The following is a 21,846-nucleotide window of genomic DNA, read 5'->3' on the forward strand; positions in this document are numbered from 1 at the left end:
TAAGTAATGTCTAGCTCCAGCGCCTAGCCCCTCGAGACGCTTCGGTCCGCCCAATGAAGTCAAAGAACGACTTCACCGGTCGGCCCTCCAGCGCTTGTCGGGGCTGACCAAGGCGCTTACGCTTTTCATCAAGAAAAGAGGTGGGAAGGTGTTTGCCTATTCTGTCAGAAGGATTTTTTCACTAATTCCTGTACTATTGGGTCTTTCACTTATTGTATTTTTTATGATCAGAGCAATCCCTGGCGATCCCGCCCAAGTCATTCTCGGGCAGCTGGCCACTAAAGATGCGATCGCAGATTTAACAAGAGAGCTGGGGCTTGACCAGCCTTGGTATGTACAATATTTTACATATCTTGGAGGTCTGCTGACGGGTGATTTAGGAGAGTCCCTAAGGACAAAGTCAGCGATCAGCAGTGAAATCTGGCCATATCTTGCAGCGACGATGGAATTGTCATTTGTTGCAATGTTAATAGCGATTGTCATTGGAGTAAACGCAGGAATCGTCAGTGCATGGTTCCAAAATTCCTGGTTTGATTACGGCGCAATGGTCTTTGCGCTTATCGGTGTATCAATGCCAATTTTCTGGCTAGGTTTGATGGAACAGTGGCTGTTTGCCATCAACCTTGATATCCTCCCGACTTCAGGGCGTGAAGAAGTGCGGAATCCAGTCGATGCGATCACGAACTTTTATATCATTGATACCCTGATTCAGGGACGTACTGACCAATTTGTCGAGGTCCTGAAGCATCTGGTGCTGCCGGCAATGGCGCTGGCGACAATTCCGATGGCTATCATTGCGAGGATTACTCGCTCTACAATGCTAGAGGTGATGAGGTCTGATTTTATCAGGACTGCAAGGGCAAAGGGTTTGAGCATGTTCTGGGTTGTTTATAAGCACTCCCTTAAAAATGCTATCATCCCTGTGTTGACTATCATAGGCTTGCAGACAGGACTATTACTTGGCGGGGCGATCCTGACTGAGACAATCTTCAGTTGGCCGGGTATTGGACGATATATTTACGAGGCAATCAATTATCGTGATTATCCTGTTATCCAGTCCGGAATCCTGATTATTGCCCTGATCTTTGTACTTATCAATCTAGTAGTTGATTTACTTTATGCAGCAATTGATCCAAGGATCAAATACCGTTGATGGAAGGGGAGAGAGCAGATGGAGATTTCAACTCAAAAACAAATTCAGCCGCCAACCGTGCAGGTAGAGGAAAAAGTGGCGTCTCCCTGGGCAGAAGCATGGTATAGTTTCAAGAAGAATAAATTGGCTCTCGTTGGAACAGCCATCGTCTTGTTTTTTATCTTGCTGGCAGTTTTCGCACCTTTGATCGCGCCAGAAGGGATCAATGATCAGAAAATGGAGGTTCGTCTTCAGGCTCCTTCAGCTGACCACTGGCTTGGCACGGATGATTTTGGACGAGATATCTTATCGAGAGTTATATATGGTGCTAGGATTTCTTTATGGGTAGGCACCTTTGCGGTAATGGGTTCAATCGTTGTCGGCTGTCTGTTGGGAATTCTTGCTGGATACTATGGCAGATGGGTCGATACAATCATTTCAAGGATATTTGATATTATGCTCGCTTTTCCAAGTATTCTTCTGGCCATCGCGATTGTTGCTGTTCTAGGGCCTTCACTACGAAATGCGTTGATTGCGATTGCTATCATCAATATTCCGAACTTCGGGAGGTTGATTCGTTCAAGGGTCCTAAGTGTAAAAGAAGAGGAATACATTATGGCCGCCAAGGCTGTTGGGATGAAAGACAGCAGGATCTTGTTCCAGCACATTCTTCCAAACAGTATGGCACCAATCATCGTCCAGGGAACACTGGCGATTGCCACGGCTATCATTGAAGCTGCCGCTCTTGGATTCCTCGGCCTTGGAGCTGAGGCGCCGAATCCGGAATGGGGCAAGATGCTTGCTGACGCTAAGCAGTTCATGATCCAGGCACCGTGGACCATGATTTTCCCAGGTCTGGCAATCATGCTGACCGTATTGGGCTTCAACCTAATGGGCGATGGACTCAGAGATGCATTGGATCCTAGAATGAAAAGTTAACTTGATATATGGGTAAGAAAAAAAGCAGCTGATAACCCAGCTGCTTTTAAATTTCTGTATTTTGTTCAATCGTTACATTGCTATCATCTTTATGGTAGGACTGGAAGCTGGTTACGAGGGTATCCAGGTGCTCGACCTGCTCGCCGTATTCCATGATGATCGATACGAGCTGCATGACATGATAGAGCATTTGACTATTCGTTTGAGCCAGTTCATTTCTTTGCGCTAAAAATAATTCAAACAGCTGCTCTTTGTTCAGGCAGACTTCACCCTCAATATAGGATGCTTCAGGCCTTACTTTGCCAACGTACTTAAGCATCACCTGCTCATGATGGTTAATGAGGCAATCAAGCTGTTGCTGGATGACTTCCTGAAACTCAACTGGAAGCTGGTTGAATTCATTTTCATAGCGGTGAAGCCTTTTTAATGTCTCTAGAGATTTTTTTACTGTGTTGATCATCTGTCTGTAGATAACAAGCTTACGTGATTTGGCAAGTGGATTATTTTTAAAATAATCTCGTTCTTCCTTATACATCATATATAACTGATCCAGCTTGATGATAGCCTCGCGTAGTTTCTCGATATCTGCCTTCAGGAGCTGGTGCTCGGAAGCGTGACGCGTGCTCAGCCTGATCCACTTCGTAATTTCCTCTGATAAAATAGAACTCTTATAATACAGCTTATTTTCATACTTTGGCGGCAGGAACACGAGGTTGACAATGAATGCCGATACAACCCCAAGCATGATTGTCGAGAAACGGATCAGCGCAAACTGGATGAATTCGTCACCTGGTGTCTCCATAATCGCAATCAATGTTACTAGGGAAAGCGATATTGTGTTTTCCAGCTTCAGCTTAAGGTTTAAAGTGATGACAAGAACCGCGGCAAGGCCGATGATGAAAATGCTGTTGCCGAAAGCCATAACGAATAAGACAGCGGTAGCGGCTCCGATCAGATTGCCCTGGATATGTTCAATAATCGATTGATAAGAGCGGTATACAGTTGGCTGCAGGGCAAAAATCGCCGCAATCCCGGCAAATACCGGTGATGGAAGATCAAAAATATGCGATAAAAATAAGGCAAGTGTAATGGCAATTCCCGTTTTCAGTATGCGGGCACCAAGTTTCATGGGAAGTGAATTCCTTTCATTCAGAGACGGATTATCTCATTCATTAATTAATACTTTAAACCATTTTGTTCAAAACTAAACAATTATGTACTATACAACGGAAATCCAATAAGTTCAAGCGACAATTTATCGAAAAACAAGCCTGTTTTAAATGTAAGTGGTTACAAGTCTATTAGAATGGTATTCTATAAAATCACTTATTCCTAAATAATGAGAGATATTCCTGAAATAGTGAAGGATATTCCTTAAAAAGTGGATATATTCCTTAAAAACGAAATATATTTCTGAAAATCGATGTGATATTCCTTAATAAGAATAAGACTAAATCCACGAAAGGTATGCATGAAAAAACAAATGGCCCCGTTTCTCAAACGGAGCCATCTTTTTATATCATTCTGTTGATACTGCTGGGTCTGCCTGCTCTTTAACAGGAACTACTTGGATGAAGTGATCTTCAGGATGTTCCAATAGAAGGGCGAGGTCAGCAGCTTCGCTTTCCTGGCCATGGTTTTTAACCATTTCAATGTAGTTGGCCAGTAATTCTTTTACATCCTCGATGCCTTTTGATGATAGCGTCTCGATGGAAACCTTGGCGCCTTTGGCGACTCGGCGGGCGATGGCTTCTTGTGTCAGTCCCATCTCCGGCTGGTGTCTCAGGTAAACGACACCGCCTGTCATGCCTGCGCAAATCCAAGGTCCTGGATCGCCGAGAACAAGTCCGCGGCCGTTGGTCATATATTCAAAAGCGAAGCCTTTGATATTAGCGTTTGTTCCGATATTGCCGAATTCTTTTTCAGGAATCGGCTTTTTCACAAGGCCGCCGATGATCATATCTGCTCCTGATAAACGGATTCCAGCACGTGCATCTGCATTGCCCTGAGCTACGAGCAAGCCTTTCTGGGCACCATAGCCAAATCCTTTTCCGACAGAACCATTGTAGAATCCGCCGTCCTTGCCAGGCGATTTTGCGATTAAAATCGTACCGCCGAATGAAGTCTTTCCGACTCCGTCCTGGCTGCCGCCATCAATTTCAATGTTGATGCCGTCCGTGTTGTAAGCACCCAGTCCATTTCCGAGGATCGAACCTTTGTAACGGAGTGAGACTGGTTCCAGCTTACGGTAAGATCCATCCAATCTTCCGCGTACCCTATGGCAGGAAACCCTGCTCGCAAGTACTCGCTGTTCAGCAGTGACTGCCTGGAATTCTCGTGACTGATGAAGCTCTTCATCCACGGAATCAAGATACTCTGCACCAGCTGCTACCTGGAGCTGGGCAGAAGCCATCGTAGCAGCAGCTTCTTTTTGGTGGCCAATCTGGCTGATTTCTAGAGGCTTCAGTAAATATGTCAAGTCAAGCAGATCGTTTCCTTTGATTTGTTCCAGCAAATCTGAGCGCCCGACTGCTTCCTGCAGGTTTTTGATGCCTGCGGATGCAGCGAGGGATTTAAGCTCGGTACCAAACGCAGTGAACAGATTCATGATGCCCTGGACGGCAAGGTCGAACTGGCGCGGTACGAAACGGCGCAGTCCATGTTCCTTTGCTTGTGCCTCTGAATCGATTTGCGTCGCGATACCGACATGGCATGTGTCAAGATGGCAGCCGCGGCAAGTCGTACAGCCGATCGCAAGCATGGACAGTGTCCCGAAGCCGACGCGGTTTGCTCCAAGCAGCATGTATTTAATAACATCCATTGCGCTCTTTACGCCGCCGTCAGCCCAAAGCTCGACATTGTCGCGCAATCCTGCTTCTAGAAGGGCGTTATGTGCGGCTTTGATTCCGATCTCAGCCGGGAGACCAACATATTGAAGAGCATGGATACGGGCAGCACCAGTACCGCCGTCGAAGCCGCTCAAGGTGATGATGTCTGCACCTGCTTTTGCGATGCCAACAGCAATCGTACCGATATTCGGAACGACAGGGACCTTAACGGCAACGCGGGCCTGGTCGTTGGCTGTCTTAAGTTCATGGATCATTTGCGCAAGGTCTTCGATTGAGTAAATATCATGATTATTTGATGGTGAAATCAAATCCGACCCAATTGTCGCATTCCTTGCTTCTGCAATTTTAGCAGTAACCTTCGACCCAGGAAGGTGTCCGCCTTCACCAGGCTTCGCGCCCTGGCCAATCTTTATTTCGAGTAGGTTGGAGGAGTTCAGCAATTCAGCATTCACGCCGAAACGTCCGGAAGCAACCTGCTGGCCGCGGGTGCGCGGGTACTTTCCAAGCATATCTTTTATTTCGCCGCCCTCGCCGTTCATGCTGACCATGTTCAGGCGGTCGGCACCTTCAGCGTAGGCACGGAACGCAATTTCGTTTTGTGATCCGAACGACATCGATGCGATGACGAACGGCAGGCTGTGATCGCCTACACCAATCTCGACTTCTTCAGCTGACACTCCAGTCTCTGCCTTCTTCAATCCAGTTAAATGACGGATCGTAGTTGGATTGTTTTCTTCCTGTTCAGTAATTTTTTCACGATAAACGCTGTAATCTCCTGTGGAGGCCACCTCGCCAATTGCTTTCCAGATACGAGGGAAGAGGTGGAATGTTTTGCCGATCCGCTCTTTTTCGTTCTGGAAATCTTCTGCTCTTTTCAATGCATCTTCTTTCATTGTTTCGAAATTGTATGCAAGTTCATTGGAACCAAAGAAGTTCACGATCACTAAATAATCTGCTACTTCATCGTTTAGGCCAATGCTCGAGAATAAACGTCCGTACCCTCGCAATTCATGGATACCAATAGTAGAAATGACTTTTTCAAGGCCCTTCGTCAAGGCGCTGTATAGATTAACAAGCGGCTTGACGGATTCATCAAGCACAGTCATGAACATATAGTAAGGGCTGACTGCGTCTGCACCCAGACCAAGCGCTACAATGATGTCATGCAGTGATCTTAATGAAGCGGAACGCAGCAAGAGAGAGCAGTCGCGGCGTAAGCCTTCTTTTACAAGAGCCTGGTCGATCGCCGAAACGACAAGGTGCGGATCAAGCCACAATGCGTTTTCCTGGTGGGCCATTGCGTCATCAAGAACAAGCAATGTTTTGCCAGCCTTAACAGCAGCAATTGCTTCACCAGCAAGCCTTTCAAGTGCTTCTTTAACAGTTTCATCATTGTGGAAAACCGTTTCCAGGTATGCTGCAAGTTTATCATCCTGGTAGCACTGGATAACCTGATCCATGCTTGGCTGCCCAGTTTCCTGTGAAACCTCGTAGCCTGCCTTTCCTTCAACAAGCAGAGGCGTGAGCAATTCTACTACTTTCCCTGTTCCCGACTTGCCGAAAAGGGAAGGGCGTTTTCCAAGAACGGTCCGTGTTGAGAAATGTTCAGCTTCACGATCGCGGTCTATTGCTGGATTCGTTACGACGGCAACACTTTCTTTTATAAAATCAGCGATATTCTTGCGTTCCGGATTCATAGCGGCAAGCGGGGCATCGTGTCCGAGCGAACGGATTGGTTCTGCGCCTTTTTCAGCCATCTGTTCGACGAGCTGGACATGGTCACGCTCCCAACCAAATGCTTTATATTGTCCGTTATGAATCTTATCCGGATATGTCATTGTAACCGTTTTGCCAAGCAGTGGACCGCCTAAGCGATGGCGGGCTTCCTGGAAAGCAAGGCGCTCTGCAAAACGCTTGTAAACTTCACTCTGGAATTGGTCCATTTCAAACACTTCAACTGTATCCCCGTTCCACTTCAGGCCAACCTTCTCGCCTGGTGCTAGAGGTTTCGGGTCACCTGTGTACTCAGTTGAAGGGATAATTCCCGGCTCTGATGAAAACAGGTATGAACTTTCTGTTTCTACCATCCATAGTGGGCGCAGGCCTAATGCGTCTACACTAAATACTGCTTCATCAGCAAAGCGTGAAATGATGCCTGCAGGTCCTTGGGCAAAATGGCCCCATGCTTCGCGTATATAAGTATATAAATCTTGCAAATGTTCCGGATAAGCTTTTATTTCGTTGATGATCGGCGGGAACATCATGTCCATTGCCTCAAACAAGGAATATCCGTCACGACAAATAAACGTTTCAAGTGTACGGCTAAGGTCCTGTGAGTCACTGCCGTCTTTTACGAGCGGAACATTGACCATGCGCGCTTCGTCGCGAAGTCTTGCAATTGTATTGATTTCACCGTTATGGCCTAGGACGCTGAACGGCTGGACACGGAAAAAGCTTGATAGAGTATTAGTTGAATAGCGGTTGTGTCCAAGTGTCATTGTGGATGCAACGAGCGGGCTGGCCAGGTCATGATAGTATTTCGGAAGGATGTCTCCTGCACCCATTACCTTATAAACTGCATGGTATTGGCTAAGGGAGGCGACATGAACCTGATCGTTTTTCTCGAAATCTACAATCATATTAAATAATTTGCTAGAAAGATCCTGACCTTCTTCGTTTGCAAGGCTTGCGAACTGCCAGAATACAGGATTCTCCTGAATCGCAATCGGGCCGAGCGCTCCGGAGTCAGTAACATCGATCGATGAAAAAATCAGCTCCATATTCTGTTCTGCAAGCTTTGCCTCAAGCTTTTCCTGAATTGCTTTTGCCTGCTCGGTCCTTGTGATAAAAACATGTCCGACCACAAAGTTCTCTTTATTGACGGCATTAACATCTGCACCCGCTGCTGAAAGCTTTTCCTTCCAGAGAGCGCGTGGAATGTCGATGTGCACTCCAACACCGTCGCCCTCGCCATTGATAAAACCAGCGCGGTGGTTCATCGTGACCAGGCCATTGATACAGTGGAAAATATTCTCGCGGGTAGGGGTTTTCTTTTTTTCAATGCTGGCAACAATACCGCACGCATCGTGTTCAAATCTTGAAAATTCTCTAAATTGGGAAGGGTTCCATTGTGTTGTCATAAAAATCGGCTTATAAAGGGTCTTTTAAGCCGTTTCACCTCCTGAAAAAATAATCTATGATCTGTTGTTTGATAGCTTGGTACATGAGGGTGTAACTCTAAGACGGGAATTTAAAGCAGGGATTTTAAGCGGCCACTTGAATGGCGAATTTTAAAATATTAATTGCAATCATATCATAAGAATTTTCAGAAATCAATTAATTATACATTAATTTGGATGGAGGATTATTACAGAAGTGAAGAAAGGAATAAAATACGCCTTGAAATGTAAACGGTTTCATTTAAGGTTAAAAAAATAACAGGCACCGAGTTGGTACCTGTTATGTATAAAAATCTGTATATTTATTCATTGGCCATTGAATAAAATGCCTGATCAACTGCGTGCAGGGTTGCTTCGATATCTTCCTGGGAGTGGGCGATGGTCACGAACCAAGCTTCATATTTTGAAGGTGCGAGGTTGATTCCTTGCTCAAGCATCAGATTGAAGAACCGTGCGAACATTTCACCATCAGTGTTCTCTGCCTGCTCATAGTTCTCGATTTTTTCGGTTGTAAAGTATATGGTTAATGCACCTTTCAGGCGATTAATCGTAATAGGAATGCCGTGCTTGCTAGCTGAAGCTGTGATCCCTTCCTCGAGCATCGCGCCGAGCTGGTCAAGATACTCATAGACACCATCCTGTTTTAGGACCTCAAGGCAAGCGATGCCTGAAAGAATGGAAGCCGGGTTTCCAGCCATCGTTCCAGCCTGATAAGCAGGCCCAAGTGGTGCAACCTTCTCCATGACTTCGGCTCGTCCGCCGTAAGCACCGATCGGCAGGCCACCGCCAATGATTTTGCCCATAGCCGTCAAATCTGGAGTGATACCCAGCATGTCCTGAGCCCCGCCATACATAAAGCGGAAAGCAGTGATGACTTCATCAAAAATGATCAGCGAACCAGCCTGATGGGTAAGCTCCTTCACTTCTTCTAAAAAGCCGGGTTTAGGCTCGACGATTCCAAAGTTGCCGACAATCGGTTCCACAAGTACTGCCGCGATCTGGTCGCCCCATTTTTCAAGAGCTTTCTTAAAAGGTTCAATATCGTTGAATGGTACGGTGATGACTTCTTGGGCGATGCTTTTTGGGACACCCGCTGAGTCTGGAGTTCCAAGAGTAGATGGTCCAGAGCCCGCCGCAACTAGTACCAGATCAGAATGGCCATGATAACAGCCCGCGAATTTGATGATTTTATCCCGCCCTGTGTAGGCACGTGCCACACGAATCGTCGTCATCACTGCCTCTGTCCCAGAGTTGACAAAGCGCACTTTATCAAGAGCCGGCATTGCTTCCTTCAGCATCTTGGCGAATTTGACTTCATGTGGAGTCGGTGTTCCGTAAAGGACACCAGTCTCAGCGGCCCTTTTGATTGCTTCTGTAATATGTGGGTGAGCATGTCCGGTAATGATCGGGCCGTATGCTGCTAAATAATCGATATATTGATTGCCGTCCACATCCCAGAAGTATGCGCCCTGGGCACGCTCCATCACGATAGGGGCTCCGCCGCCGACCGCCTTGTAAGAACGGGATGGACTATTGACACCGCCTACGATATGTTCAAGAGCTTCAGTATGTATTCGCTCAGAATTCGTTCTTTGCATCGTAAAACCTCCTATATGTAACTGCTTTTCTATTTTATCATTATTTCTGTTTTTTACAGATTGTTTCACTTTTCGTTCATTTCCAGCGAAAAAGAAGCTTTGTTTGAATTAGCAAATCCTTGGTCATTCAACATTCTTTCTTTTTGTGGTTAAACTATCCACAACCAAGCAAACGGTAATCAGGCTTACAAACTATTCACGACTTGCAAAAGGGAATCAGGCATACAAACTATTCGCTACTTGCAAAAGGGAATCAAGCTTACAAACAATTCACGACTTGCAAAAGGGAATCAGACATACAAACTATCCACGTTTTGCAAATGAAAATCAGACATACAAACTATCTACGATGATGAAAAAGTAATCAGGCATAGCATTTGTTTTACCCAGGAGGATTGGCTAAACTGTTTGAGTGACCAAAGGAGGAAATATACATGAACGCGATTGAAGTGAACGGATTGCGGAAGGAATTCAAGGCTTATTCTAGCCGTTCCGGATTATCGGGAGCCTTCCGTGATCTTTTTACACGTAATTATAAAATCGTTCCTGCAGTGAACGATATCAATTTTACTGTCAAACAGGGAGAGATGGTCGGTTACATCGGTGAAAATGGGGCCGGGAAATCGACGACAATCAAGATGCTGACCGGGATCCTGACCCCAACTTCAGGGAGTGTCATCGTCAATGGCATGAATCCCCATAAGGAAAGAGAAAGATTCGTGCAGACAATTGGCGTCGTGTTCGGGCAGCGTTCCCAGCTCTGGTGGGACATTGCGGTCCAGGAATCTTTTCGCCTGCTGAAAAAAGTATATAAAGTTTCAGACGCCCAGTATAACGAGCATATGGATCATGTCATCAAAACACTTGACCTTGAACCTTTGCTTGATAAGCCGGTACGGAAGCTTTCTCTTGGACAGAGGATGCGCTGTGAACTTGCGGCCGCACTGATCCATAATCCGCCGCTGCTGTTCCTTGATGAGCCGACGATTGGTTTGGATGTGCTTGTCAAATTGAAAATCAGGGAGTTTCTGAAGGAAATCAATGAAAAGTACAATACGACAATCCTGCTTACGACCCATGACCTGACTGATATCGAAGCATTATGCGAGCGAGTCGTTATGCTTGATGAAGGAAATATCATTTATGATGGTGCGCTGAAAAGCCTGAAGGAAAGATGGGGAGAAGGAAAGGAAATCAGCTTTGAATTCCTTGAAAAAGCTGAACTCAATCGGCTAGAAACATTGACTGGTGACCTTGATATAAAATGGGAGCTGGATGAAAGGAAACAGGTATATACTGCGGTGACAGGGGATGATGAGGAAACGGTATCCCAGGTGATCGCCCGTACGGTTGCTGCTTATAAGGTCAGGGACGTGAAAATCAACGAGCCGTCCACAGAAGAAATCATCCGCAATATCTATGATAAAGGGATGACACCGCATGGATAAATATATCGAAATGATCCGCATCCGTTTTTTAATGATGCTTGCTTACAGGACTAATTATTATACGGGAATCTTGATTTACAGCATCAATATCGGAGCCTACTACTTTCTCTGGAATGCGATTTACGGCGAGAAAAGTGAAATTGAAGGCTTGAGTGCTATCCAAATGACGACATATGTGGCGGTTGCCTGGATGGCAAGGGCGTTTTATTTCAACAATATCGACCGGGAAATGGCGACGGAGATCAAGGAGGGCAAGGTAGCCGTTGAATTGATCAGACCATACAGCTATCTCGGTATGAAAACGATGCAGGGACTGGGAGAAGGGATTTTCAGGCTGTTCTTTTTCTCGGTGCCAGGCATGGTCATCGTCGCCCTGATTTTCCCTATGGAGTTTTCAGCGGATGCCATGACATGGGCGCTGTTCGCGATTTCGATTGTGCTTAGCTTTCTCATCAACACACAATTGAACCTGCTTACAGGAATCACCACTTTCTTTCTATATAATAATACGGGCCTTATCCGGGCCAAGCGTGTCCTGATTGACCTGTTTTCGGGATTGTTGCTTCCGATCAGCTTTTTTCCAGGCTGGGCCCAGGAAATTATGGGGTTCCTGCCATTCCAGGGGATTAGCTATATTCCTAGCATGATTTTTACAAATGGCTTCACAGGCAGCGAGGCAGTTGAAGGACTCATGCTGCAGGGTGCATGGGTGTTAATCTTGGTCGTCCCGACTCAGATACTTTGGGTCATTGCGAAAAAACAGTTAATTATACAGGGAGGGTGACGAATGTTCTACATCAGCATGTTTTTCCAATATGTCGCCCAGTATATGAAGACAAGGCTCGAATACCGGGCTGATTTGATCGTTGAGATTTTTTCAGATTTATTGTTCCAGGCTGTCAACCTGATTTTTATCCTGGTAGTCTTTGACCATACCGAATTCCTTAACGGCTGGAGCCGTGATGAAATTATCTTTATTTACGGATTCTTCCTTGTGCCGTATGCGCTCTTTTCATCATTCTTCAACATCTGGGATTTCAATGAGCGGTATATTGTAAAAGGGGAGCTTGACAGGATCCTGACAAGACCGATTCATAGCCTGTTCCAGATTATCCTTGAGCGGATGGAACTCGAATCATTGTTTGGGGCAATGACTGGGCTGGCCGTCATGTTTTATGCCGGAAGCCGCCTCGGTCTTGATGTTAGCTGGTCAGATCCTTTCTTGTTTGTTTTATTTGTTATGGGTGGTGTTCTTGTTTACGCCGGCATATTTGTGATGATTGCCTGCATCAGCTTCTGGGCCGATGCTCGGACCTCCATCATGCCGATGATGTACAATATCGGCAACTACGGACGTTATCCAGTAGATATTTATAACAAGGCAATCCGGTTTGTACTTACCTGGATCTTGCCATTCGCCTTTGTTGGAGTCTATCCGGCCGCTTACTTCCTAGGCCGCGATGAGTGGTACGGTTACTCGTTTTTGACACCAGTGATCGGGCTTGTATTTTTCGGTCTGTCTGTCTTTATCTGGAATGAAGGTGTAAAAAGGTACCGCGGAGCCGGGAACTGAATATAATCAGTAAGACCGCAGCCAAAAACGTGCTGCGGTCTTTTTGTGTTGGTTCAGACAGGTTTAGCTTGGAAGGGGAAAAGTTGTCAGAAGAAGGGGCAACTTCAGACAGGTTTGGGTGTGGAAGGAGAAAAGCTGTCAGAAGTGAGAGTAACTTCAGACAGGTTTGGGTGTGGAAGGAGAGAAGCTGTCAGAAGAAGGGGCGACTTCGGACAGGTTCGAGTGTGAAAGGAGAGAAGCTGTCAGAAGAAGGGGCGACTTCAGACAGGTTTGGGTGTGGAAGGAGAACAGCTGTCAGAAGAAGGGGGCAACTTCGGACAGATTTAGATGTGAAAGGAGAAAAGCTGTCAGAAGAAGGGGCAACTTCAGACAGGTTCGAGTGTGAAAGGAGAAAAACTGTCAGAAGAAGGGGGAACTTCGGACAGGTTTAGGCTTGGAAGGAGGAAAGCTGTCAGAAGAAAGGGCAACTTCAGGCAGGTTTGGGTGTGAAAGGAGAAAAGTTGTCAGAAGAAGTATTGGGCTGATACTGCCTTTCTGCAAATTACATTTGTTTGCATCATACGAATCGGACTTGCTTGCATACTCCTATTTTTACGAGCGTATAGTTGAAGGGAGGAGAGATACGGGAAATGAGGCTGGGGAAATGCAGTTTTATATATCGATCGTTTTAATTATAGTGGCGATTTTATTAAGTTTGCGGACACTGTTCATTCCACATAAAATAAAAGGCAAACAGGTTTCATTCGAGAATTTTGTTACACTTGCGCTGATTTATGCAACGGTCATGGCTGGTTTTGGACTTCTGTATTATCTGCTTGACTTGAGAGGGATATGGGTACTTTCTGATATAAGTATGCGACCGAGCACCTCTTCATATGAAAGAATGTCCACGAGCATGTATTTTAGTGCAATTACACTTTTTTCAGTTGGATACGGGGATATCGCCCCAGTTGGTGTGGGGCGGGCGATCGCCGTTTTAGAAGCACTTATTGGCTACACGATTCCAGCCGCCTTTGTAACGAGGGCCATGTTTGACCAAAAACGATGATAACTCATTCCTTTGATTTGTATTCCATCGCAAAATTAGATACGCTAAAGCTAAATAGATCTGATTTTGGAGGGATACATAATGGCATTAGTAATTGGAGAAAAAGCCCCGGAATTTAAACTGCCGGCCAGCAATGGTGAAACAGTCAAACTATCTGACTTTGCAGGGAATAATGTTGTACTTTATTTTTACCCGAAGGATATGACTCCTGGCTGCACAACGGAAGCGTGTGATTTCAGGGATCATCATGAGAGTTTTGAAGGAGTGAATGCTGTCGTTCTTGGTGTCAGTCCGGACCCAATCAATCGACATGAAAAATTCATTGAAAAACATGGTTTGCCTTTCCTGCTTTTGGCTGATGAGGATCATAAAACTGCCGAGGATTACGAAGTTTGGAAGCTAAAAAAGAACTTTGGCAAGGAATACATGGGGATTGAACGTTCAACCTTCATCATTGATAAGAATGGCAATCTCGTTAAGGAATGGCGAAAAGTAAAAGTGAAAGGTCATGTTGAAGAGGCCCTCGAATATATAAAAGAAAACCTTTAATTTGAGGACAGCCAGGAGAGGCTGTCTTTTTGCTGAATTGGAGTTAGTTATAAGCTATAATAGGATAGGATAATAAAACTATGACCAGTCAGTCATTCTTTCGTATTTTTTTAAATGTTGAGGAGGCTTAAGGGTGAAGGAAAAGGAAAAAGCAATTATTGAAGCTGCGATTAAGCTCTATGCGACAAAAGGATTTGCCTCAACCTCAATTCAGGAAATTGTTTCAGAAAGCGGAATCTCCAAGGGGGCATTCTATTTATACTTTAAATCCAAGGATGCTTTGTTGATCGCAATCCTTGAATATTACTTTGATTATATTGAAAAGAAGCTGGAAGTGTATGAACAGGAACAACTGTCTCCTAGAGAAAAATTTGCATTGCAGCTTACAGCGTTATTCAATACGATGATTGAACATAAAGAATTCATCATCATGCAATCAAGGGAACAGGCAATTCCCTTGAATGAAGAGGTAAAGGAATTGATGGTCCGCAAGTATTATGAAGCGCAAGTTTATTATCAAAAGAGTTTGCGCGCTATTTATGGAGAAAAAGCTGAACCGCATCTTTGGGACTTAGCTCTCATGCTTGAAGGGTTTTTTAACTCATATATGAAACTGCTGTTATTCAGTCCGGACGGCTTCAGGATTGATGAATTAGTGGAATATATTTTGAGAAGAGTCGACTCAATAGTGGATGGGCTGGAGGGAGAGAATCCTGTAGCCTCCGAAGAGAAAGTCAAAGATCTTATTAGTAAAACAAAGGCGTACTTCCTTTCGGATGGCCAGGATATTAAAACGATCCTGAAAAAAATGAAACATGCGATTTCCAATCTAGAAAATAACGAAGATTTGAATATTTCGCTGGAGGTGCTTGAAAGTGAAGTGGAAAGAGAATCGCCGCGGATTCCAGTGATCCAGGGGATGTTATCAAACTTCAAGGTTGAACAATCGCTGGACACCTACCGAGAGGCCATTGCAGAGTTTTACGGTTTGAAATAATAAAATTAGCCGCCTATTTTTTTCAATACAGGCTTCTGTCCATTCATTTTAGCTCTAACTGAATATCATTGTATTAGGGCATACCTCCTCAAACGATTTAGCGGGCTACAACAGCCCGCCTTTTTTTATGATTTTTTATAGGCTTGTAAGTTGTTTAATAAAGTGAAAATTAATACAATTATTAATATGACAATAGAACGAAAGGTTTGGTCTGAATGAAAATATACTCCTCGATTCTGCCTGCAGAGGTATTGCGGGAAGATGTGAAGAAGGAATTTCCTCAAGTCAGCTTTGAATTCCATAAAGGAATCAAGGAAGAATTATTTTTGGATGCAGAAATTTTCATTACATATGGCGAGGATTTAACTGAAGAACTAATTTACAAGACTGATAAATTAAGGTGGATCATGGTCATGTCTGCCGGATTGGACAGAATGCCATTCGAGGCTTGCAAGAAGCGTGGGATCTTTGTTACCAATGTCAGGGGTATCCACAAAATTCCGATGGCTGAATTTACAATCGGCATGATGCTCCAGCATGTTAAGCAAATGCGGTCCCTGTGGACTAATGAGCAAGCCGAGTCTTGGGAGCGTAAATTGCCGATGGGAGAATTATACGGCAAGACATTGCTCATTCTAGGTATAGGGGCAATTGGCGGAGAAGTGGCGCGACTGGCAAAAGCATTCAATATGAAGACAATTGGTGTGAACCGAAGTGGCCGTGAAGCCGAATGGGCTGACGAAAAATTTACGATGGACAACTATCGAGAGGCCTTGCCGGAAGCGGATTTCATTGTCTCTGTAATGCCAAGCACGAACGAAACAAAGCATTTTCTCGATGCTAGCGATTTTGAATTAATGAAGGATTCTGCAGTTTTTATTAATATTGGTCGTGGGGATTTAGTTAAGGATGAGGTTTTATTAGCTGCACTTCAGGAAAAAAAGATAGCACATGCTTATTTGGATGTGTTTTACGAGGAACCACTGAAAGCAAGCCACCCATTCTGGATGATGGAGAATGTAACGGTCACGCCTCATATTTCAAGCCTTACGAAAAACTATCTGCCAAGATCTTTTGAAATTTTCAAACATAATCTGCATACATATATTAAAAACGATTCGAATTATCTTAATGTAATAGACATGGACAGGGGGTACTAGGAGATGAAGATCTATACAAAGACAGGTGATAAAGGAACAACTTCTCTTATTTATGGAACAAGGGTAGCTAAGAATGATAAACGTGTAGAAGCTTACGGAACATGTGATGAAACGAATTCAATGATTGGGCTGGCATTAAGTTATTTGAACGGAGAGTATTTCAGCGGCAAAGAAGAAATGCAGGAAATGTTCCATAAAATCCAAACGGCATTGTTTCATGTCGGTGCAGAACTAGCTACACCAGCTGGAAAAAATGTGAAGTGGACTCTTGAGGAAAAAGATATCGAAGAGCTAGAGACCAAGATTGATGCCTGGGATGCAGCACTTCCGCAATTGACCAACTTTATTCTCCCTGGAGGCCATCAGGCCGGAGCAGCGCTGCATGTAGCGAGGACTGTTGCAAGACGTGCAGAACGGCAGGCTGTTGAACTGGGAGAAGAAGTTAGCCCACTTGTCCTTTCTTATTTGAATCGACTATCTGACTTCCTGTTTGTCGCGGCGAGATATGTGAATATGCATCTGGGGTCAAAGGAACAGACATTGCATCAAGATTAACCCGAATACAGCAATTGTAAATGTTTGTGATGTGGCAATATTGACAAAAGTGGAATGAAATTAGTACACTATTTATAAATATTATAAAATAAGAATGATAATTTTAAGTAAAGTGAGGTGCATGGCGGTGGTACAGAGTCAGTTAAAAGAAGCCCTGGATACCTTGAAGGATACAGGAGTCCGTATTACTCCGCAACGTCATGCGATACTCGAATTTTTAATAAACTCAATGTCGCACCCAACAGCTGATGAAATATATAAAGCGCTTGAAGGGAAATTCCCTAATATGAGCGTAGCGACAGTTTATAACAATTTGAGAGTATTCCGTGAAGTTGGTTTGGTAAAGGAATTGACATATGGAGATGCATCAAGTCGTTTTGACTTTGTGACTTCCCACCATTATCACGTTATTTGTGACAACTGCGGGAAGATCGTTGATTTCCATTACCCAGGCCTTGACGAAGTTGAACACTTGGCTTCCCATGTAACGGGTTTTAAGGTCGGTAACCACAGAATGGAGATTTACGGTACTTGTCCGGATTGCTCTGCGAAGGAAGTTCATTAAATCTAACTGCTGATGGCAATAGCTATCAGTTTCTTTTTTTGAAATTAAAAAGAACTCGGCTTCCGCCGAGTTCTATTTTTGTTGTTTACGGTTGTATTGTTCATCAAACTCTTTGCCTTCAAGAGATGGGTCAAGAGTTAAAGGTTCATTGCAATACATGCAAATATCCACCCGCCCAAGCATCTTGGTATGCTTGCCGCAATTAGGACAGACTACCTGAACTGTTTTTGTCGATAACATTCCAATCCAAAAATAAACAACCGTGCTTGCTATAATGAAAAGCAATCCCAGGATCATGAAAATTGTCATGACCAATGGGGAGTTCCGAAAGAAAATACCTGCATACATTACGATGAAGCCGATAAAGATAAGGCTCAACGCAAACGTGCGGATTTTATTAATTTTATTTGAATACTTAGCCATTGGAATTTCCCTCCCTAAAATCTAACTATATCATACCATTTGCGGCAAGATAATCATAAAAAAGTCTAAGCCAATGTCGAAAAATGTCTAGAGGAAATGCAGGAGATTTTATATAATTGTCGAACATATATGCTAACAAACAAATGGAGGAGTTTATTATGGAGGATATCCTTCGTTCGATTTATCAAGAACGCGCAAGCCATCCTAATACAGTGGGAGTAGTGGTGGTTGAGAAGAGGCAAAAAGCCATCGCTGCCACTGATACTTTTGATGTCATCCTACTTATTATAGTGAAAGAAAATAATGATCCTGTCTTTGTAAAACATTACTCTTATGAAGATAAAAAAGCAGCAATGCATATTGTGACAGAAAAACAAATCAATGATTGGCTGTTAATAGGCAATAACAAAAAAATATTTGATTGGCTGTACAATGGGAAGATTGTTTTTGACAGGAATGAACGGATTGCCAACCTAAAGCATGAACTCAGGGAGTTTCCTTTCTTTGGCCGAAAAATAAAAATGGGCATCGAGTTTGCTAAATTGATCAGAAGGTATTCTGATGGAAAAGTACTCTTTGACAACTTTAATTATTTGGATGCTTATAATCACGTTGTCCATTCGCTTCATCACCTGGCAAGGTTAGCGGTAATCGAAAATGGCTTCCATCCAGAGATTACAGTGTGGCATCAAGTCAAACAGATTGAACCGGAAATATATAAGTTATATGAAGAATTGATTTGCAGTGAAGAGTCCATTGAAAAGCGGCTGGAGCTATTATTCCTGGCCAGTGAATTTTTGATCCACAAAAGAACCAAGGTTGGCAGCCAGCATTTGCTTGAGGTGATGGAGAGTAAAGAATACTGGTCATTCAATGAATTGATGACACATCCTGAGTTGGCTCCCTACTCTGTAGATCTTGGCATTCTTGTGGAGTATTTGATTGAAAAGAAAATCCTTGATGTAGTCAATGTCGCAACAAAAGGACAAGGTATTTTCCACAGGTATTATAAATCAGCAGAAAAATTATCCTAAAAAAACAAAAAAAGCTATTGACCATTTGAAATTTACTTGGTATATTAATAACCGTCGCTGCGGAACACAGCAAAAACATTTTCGCGGCAGACGGTTGAAAATTTAAAAGTACTTTTCGGTCGATAACATTTTTCAGAAAAAGTTGTTGACAGAAAAAACACCAGATGTTATATTGGTAAAGTCGCTTCTGGGCGATACGCTAACTAACTTGCTCTTTGAAAACTAAACAAACAAGCGTCAACAAACAATAAATTTATCATGCTTCTATTAAAGAAGACATGAGCCAACGTTTTAACTTTATGAGCTAACTCATAACTCTTTCTTGGAGAGTTTGATCCTGGCTCAGGACGAACGCTGGCGGCGTGCCTAATACATGCAAGTCGAGCGGATCTTCATTAGCTTGCTTTTGAAGATCAGCGGCGGACGGGTGAGTAACACGTGGGCAACCTGCCTGTAAGACTGGGATAACTTCGGGAAACCGGAGCTAATACCGGATAATCCTTTCCCTCACATGAGGGAAAGCTGAAAGACGGTTTCGGCTGTCACTTACAGATGGGCCCGCGGCGCATTAGCTAGTTGGTGAGGTAACGGCTCACCAAGGCAACGATGCGTAGCCGACCTGAGAGGGTGATCGGCCACACTGGGACTGAGACACGGCCCAGACTCCTACGGGAGGCAGCAGTAGGGAATCTTCCGCAATGGACGAAAGTCTGACGGAGCAACGCCGCGTGAACGATGAAGGCCTTCGGGTCGTAAAGTTCTGTTGTCAGGGAAGAACAAGTATCGGAGTAACTGCCGGTACCTTGACGGTACCTGACCAGAAAGCCACGGCTAACTACGTGCCAGCAGCCGCGGTAATACGTAGGTGGCAAGCGTTGTCCGGAATTATTGGGCGTAAAGCGCGCGCAGGCGGTTCCTTAAGTCTGATGTGAAAGCCCCCGGCTCAACCGGGGAGGGTCATTGGAAACTGGGGAACTTGAGTGCAGAAGAGGAGAGCGGAATTCCACGTGTAGCGGTGAAATGCGTAGAGATGTGGAGGAACACCAGTGGCGAAGGCGGCTCTCTGGTCTGTAACTGACGCTGAGGCGCGAAAGCGTGGGGAGCGAACAGGATTAGATACCCTGGTAGTCCACGCCGTAAACGATGAGTGCTAAGTGTTAGAGGGTTTCCGCCCTTTAGTGCTGCAGCAAACGCATTAAGCACTCCGCCTGGGGAGTACGGCCGCAAGGCTGAAACTCAAAGGAATTGACGGGGGCCCGCACAAGCGGTGGAGCATGTGGTTTAATTCGAAGCAACGCGAAGAACCTTACCAGGTCTTGACATCCTCTGACAACCCTAGAGATAGGGCGTTCCCCTTCGGGGGACAGAGTGACAGGTGGTGCATGGTTGTCGTCAGCTCGTGTCGTGAGATGTTGGGTTAAGTCCCGCAACGAGCGCAACCCTTGATCTTAGTTGCCAGCATTCAGTTGGGCACTCTAAGGTGACTGCCGGTGACAAACCGGAGGAAGGTGGGGATGACGTCAAATCATCATGCCCCTTATGACCTGGGCTACACACGTGCTACAATGGATGGAACAAAGGGTCGCGAAGCCGCGAGGTCGAGCCAATCCCATAAATCCATTCTCAGTTCGGATTGCAGGCTGCAACTCGCCTGCATGAAGCCGGAATCGCTAGTAATCGCGGATCAGCATGCCGCGGTGAATACGTTCCCGGGCCTTGTACACACCGCCCGTCACACCACGAGAGTTTGTAACACCCGAAGTCGGTGGGGTAACCTTTTGGAGCCAGCCGCCTAAGGTGGGACAGATGATTGGGGTGAAGTCGTAACAAGGTAGCCGTATCGGAAGGTGCGGCTGGATCACCTCCTTTCTAAGGATATTGCCGTAAAGGCAATCGGAACTTAGACCTTATGGTCTATGATGTTGACTGCTTGTTTGTTTAGTTTTGAGGGAGCAATTGCCTCAAGACTTTTTTGTTCCTTGAAAACTAGATAATCGTAAGTAAGAAGAACCAAGAAAAAACCGAGTGATCGCCATTTTAGTTTTCTCTCTATTCAATAGAGAAATGACCTTTTAGGTTAAGTTAGAAAGGGCGCACGGTGGATGCCTTGGCACTAGGAGCCGATGAAGGACGGGACTAACACCGATATGCTTCGGGGAGCTGTAAGTAAGCTTTGATCCGGAGATTTCCGAATGGGGAAACCCACTGTTCGTAATGGAACAGTATCTTTACCTGAATACATAGGGTATTGAAGGCAGACCCGGGGAACTGAAACATCTAAGTACCCGGAGGAAGAGAAAGCAAACGCGATTCCCTGAGTAGCGGCGAGCGAAACGGGACATAGCCCAAACCAAGAGGCTTGCCTCTTGGGGTTGTAGGACACTCAACATGGAGTTACAAAGGAACGGGGTAGATGAAGTGGTCTGGAAAGGCCCGTCAGAGAAGGTAAAAACCCTGTAGTTGAAACTTCGTTCCCTCCTGAGTGGATCCTGAGTACGGCGGGACACGAGAAATCCCGTCGGAAGCTGGGAGGACCATCTCCCAAGGCTAAATACTCCCTAGTGACCGATAGTGAACCAGTACCGTGAGGGAAAGGTGAAAAGCACCCCGGAAGGGGAGTGAAAGAGATCCTGAAACCGTGTGCCTACAAGTAGTCAGAGCCCGTTAATGGGTGATGGCGTGCCTTTTGTAGAATGAACCGGCGAGTTACGATTACATGCAAGGTTAAGTTGAGAAGACGGAGCCGCAGCGAAAGCGAGTCTGAATAGGGCGAATGAGTATGTGGTCGTAGACCCGA

General features: G+C 44.9%; 17 protein-coding genes and 2 rRNA genes (1 of these 19 running past the window's edge). 15 read left to right on the forward strand and 4 right to left on the reverse strand.

Translation table 11 applies throughout. From position 1 onward, the window contains the following. Positions 1-148: 148 nt before the first annotated feature. Together CD004_RS04125 and CD004_RS04130 are read left to right on the forward strand one after the other, a co-directional pair. Positions 149-1,153, forward strand: a complete 1,005-nt coding sequence (locus CD004_RS04125; protein ID WP_102261614.1) for an ABC transporter permease — start codon at positions 149-151, stop codon at positions 1,151-1,153. 18 nt (positions 1,154-1,171) lie between these two features. Then, positions 1,172-2,071 carry an ABC transporter permease gene (locus CD004_RS04130; RefSeq protein WP_102261615.1) on the forward strand — a complete coding sequence of 300 codons (900 nt, stop codon included), beginning with the start codon at positions 1,172-1,174 and terminating at the stop codon, positions 2,069-2,071. 46 nt (positions 2,072-2,117) lie between these two features. Here the strand turns inward: CD004_RS04130 and CD004_RS04135 are convergent, their stop codons facing one another. The 3 genes from CD004_RS04135 to CD004_RS04145 all read right to left on the reverse strand — a co-directional run bounded on the left by CD004_RS04135 (position 2,118) and on the right by CD004_RS04145 (position 9,697). Next, positions 2,118-3,200: an FUSC family protein gene (locus tag CD004_RS04135; protein ID WP_102261616.1), complete on the reverse strand. Its 1,083-nt coding sequence runs from the start codon at positions 3,198-3,200 to the stop codon at positions 2,118-2,120. A gap of 390 nt (positions 3,201-3,590) precedes the next feature. Next, positions 3,591-8,060: a glutamate synthase-related protein gene (locus CD004_RS04140; RefSeq protein ID WP_102261617.1), complete on the reverse strand. Its 4,470-nt coding sequence runs from the start codon at positions 8,058-8,060 to the stop codon at positions 3,591-3,593. Between the two features lie 341 nt (positions 8,061-8,401). Further along, the gene (locus CD004_RS04145; protein WP_102261618.1) at positions 8,402-9,697 is read right to left on the reverse strand and encodes a glutamate-1-semialdehyde 2,1-aminomutase; all 1,296 of its coding nucleotides are present in this window, start codon (positions 9,695-9,697) and stop codon (positions 8,402-8,404) included. A gap of 434 nt (positions 9,698-10,131) precedes the next feature. On the opposite strand from CD004_RS04145, the gene CD004_RS04150 reads away from it, so the two are divergent. From CD004_RS04150 to perR, 10 genes are all read left to right on the forward strand, one after another. Next, entirely contained in the window at positions 10,132-11,145 is a 1,014-nt protein-coding gene (locus tag CD004_RS04150) for an ABC transporter ATP-binding protein (RefSeq protein ID WP_102261619.1), read from the forward strand. After that, complete coding sequence (locus tag CD004_RS04155) at positions 11,138-11,929, forward strand: ABC transporter permease (RefSeq protein ID WP_102261620.1); 792 nt, start codon at positions 11,138-11,140, stop codon at positions 11,927-11,929. Before CD004_RS04150 ends, CD004_RS04155 begins: the two co-directional genes overlap by 8 nt. Positions 11,930-11,932: 3 nt before the next feature. Further along, the gene (locus tag CD004_RS04160; protein ID WP_102261621.1) at positions 11,933-12,718 is read left to right on the forward strand and encodes an ABC transporter permease; all 786 of its coding nucleotides are present in this window, start codon (positions 11,933-11,935) and stop codon (positions 12,716-12,718) included. 83 nt (positions 12,719-12,801) lie between these two features. Then, positions 12,802-13,149 carry a hypothetical protein gene (locus CD004_RS04165; RefSeq protein ID WP_102261622.1) on the forward strand — a complete coding sequence of 116 codons (348 nt, stop codon included), beginning with the start codon at positions 12,802-12,804 and terminating at the stop codon, positions 13,147-13,149. 212 nt (positions 13,150-13,361) lie between these two features. Then, positions 13,362-13,766 (forward strand): potassium channel family protein, encoded by a 405-nt coding sequence (locus CD004_RS04170; RefSeq protein WP_102264988.1) that lies wholly within the window; start codon positions 13,362-13,364, stop codon positions 13,764-13,766. 81 nt (positions 13,767-13,847) lie between these two features. Then, entirely contained in the window at positions 13,848-14,315 is a 468-nt protein-coding gene (gene bcp, locus CD004_RS04175) for a thioredoxin-dependent thiol peroxidase (RefSeq protein WP_102261623.1), read from the forward strand. Positions 14,316-14,448: 133 nt separating this feature from the next. Continuing rightward, complete coding sequence (locus CD004_RS04180; RefSeq protein ID WP_102261624.1) at positions 14,449-15,312, forward strand: TetR/AcrR family transcriptional regulator; 864 nt, start codon at positions 14,449-14,451, stop codon at positions 15,310-15,312. 215 nt (positions 15,313-15,527) lie between these two features. Continuing rightward, a complete protein-coding gene (locus tag CD004_RS04185) occupies positions 15,528-16,472 on the forward strand; it encodes a D-2-hydroxyacid dehydrogenase (protein WP_102261625.1) in 945 nt (314 codons plus the stop codon). 3 nt (positions 16,473-16,475) lie between these two features. Continuing rightward, a complete protein-coding gene (locus CD004_RS04190; RefSeq protein ID WP_102261626.1) occupies positions 16,476-17,027 on the forward strand; it encodes a cob(I)yrinic acid a,c-diamide adenosyltransferase in 552 nt (183 codons plus the stop codon). Between the two features lie 121 nt (positions 17,028-17,148). After that, positions 17,149-17,592: a peroxide-responsive transcriptional repressor PerR gene (gene perR, locus CD004_RS04195; RefSeq protein ID WP_102261627.1), complete on the forward strand. Its 444-nt coding sequence runs from the start codon at positions 17,149-17,151 to the stop codon at positions 17,590-17,592. Between the two features lie 72 nt (positions 17,593-17,664). Here perR and CD004_RS04200 read toward each other — a convergent pair whose 3' ends face one another. Further along, a complete protein-coding gene (locus CD004_RS04200) occupies positions 17,665-18,015 on the reverse strand; it encodes a YgzB family protein (RefSeq protein ID WP_102261628.1) in 351 nt (116 codons plus the stop codon). 158 nt (positions 18,016-18,173) lie between these two features. On the opposite strand from CD004_RS04200, the gene CD004_RS04205 reads away from it, so the two are divergent. The 3 genes from CD004_RS04205 to CD004_RS04215 form a co-directional block, all read left to right on the forward strand. Continuing rightward, positions 18,174-19,049, forward strand: a complete 876-nt coding sequence (locus CD004_RS04205) for a nucleotidyltransferase-like protein (protein ID WP_102261629.1) — start codon at positions 18,174-18,176, stop codon at positions 19,047-19,049. Positions 19,050-19,368: 319 nt separating this feature from the next. After that, a 16S ribosomal RNA gene (locus tag CD004_RS04210) occupies positions 19,369-20,918 on the forward strand. A 206-nt stretch (positions 20,919-21,124) separates the two neighbouring features. Further along, positions 21,125-21,846: ribosomal RNA gene (locus CD004_RS04215) — 23S ribosomal RNA — on the forward strand; it runs 2,213 nt beyond the window's last position. The 16S and 23S rRNA genes sit together here, the layout of an rRNA operon.

It is taken from the genome of Mesobacillus jeotgali (assembly GCF_002874535.1).
In the GTDB taxonomy this organism is placed as follows: domain Bacteria; phylum Bacillota; class Bacilli; order Bacillales; family Cytobacillaceae; genus Mesobacillus; species Mesobacillus jeotgali.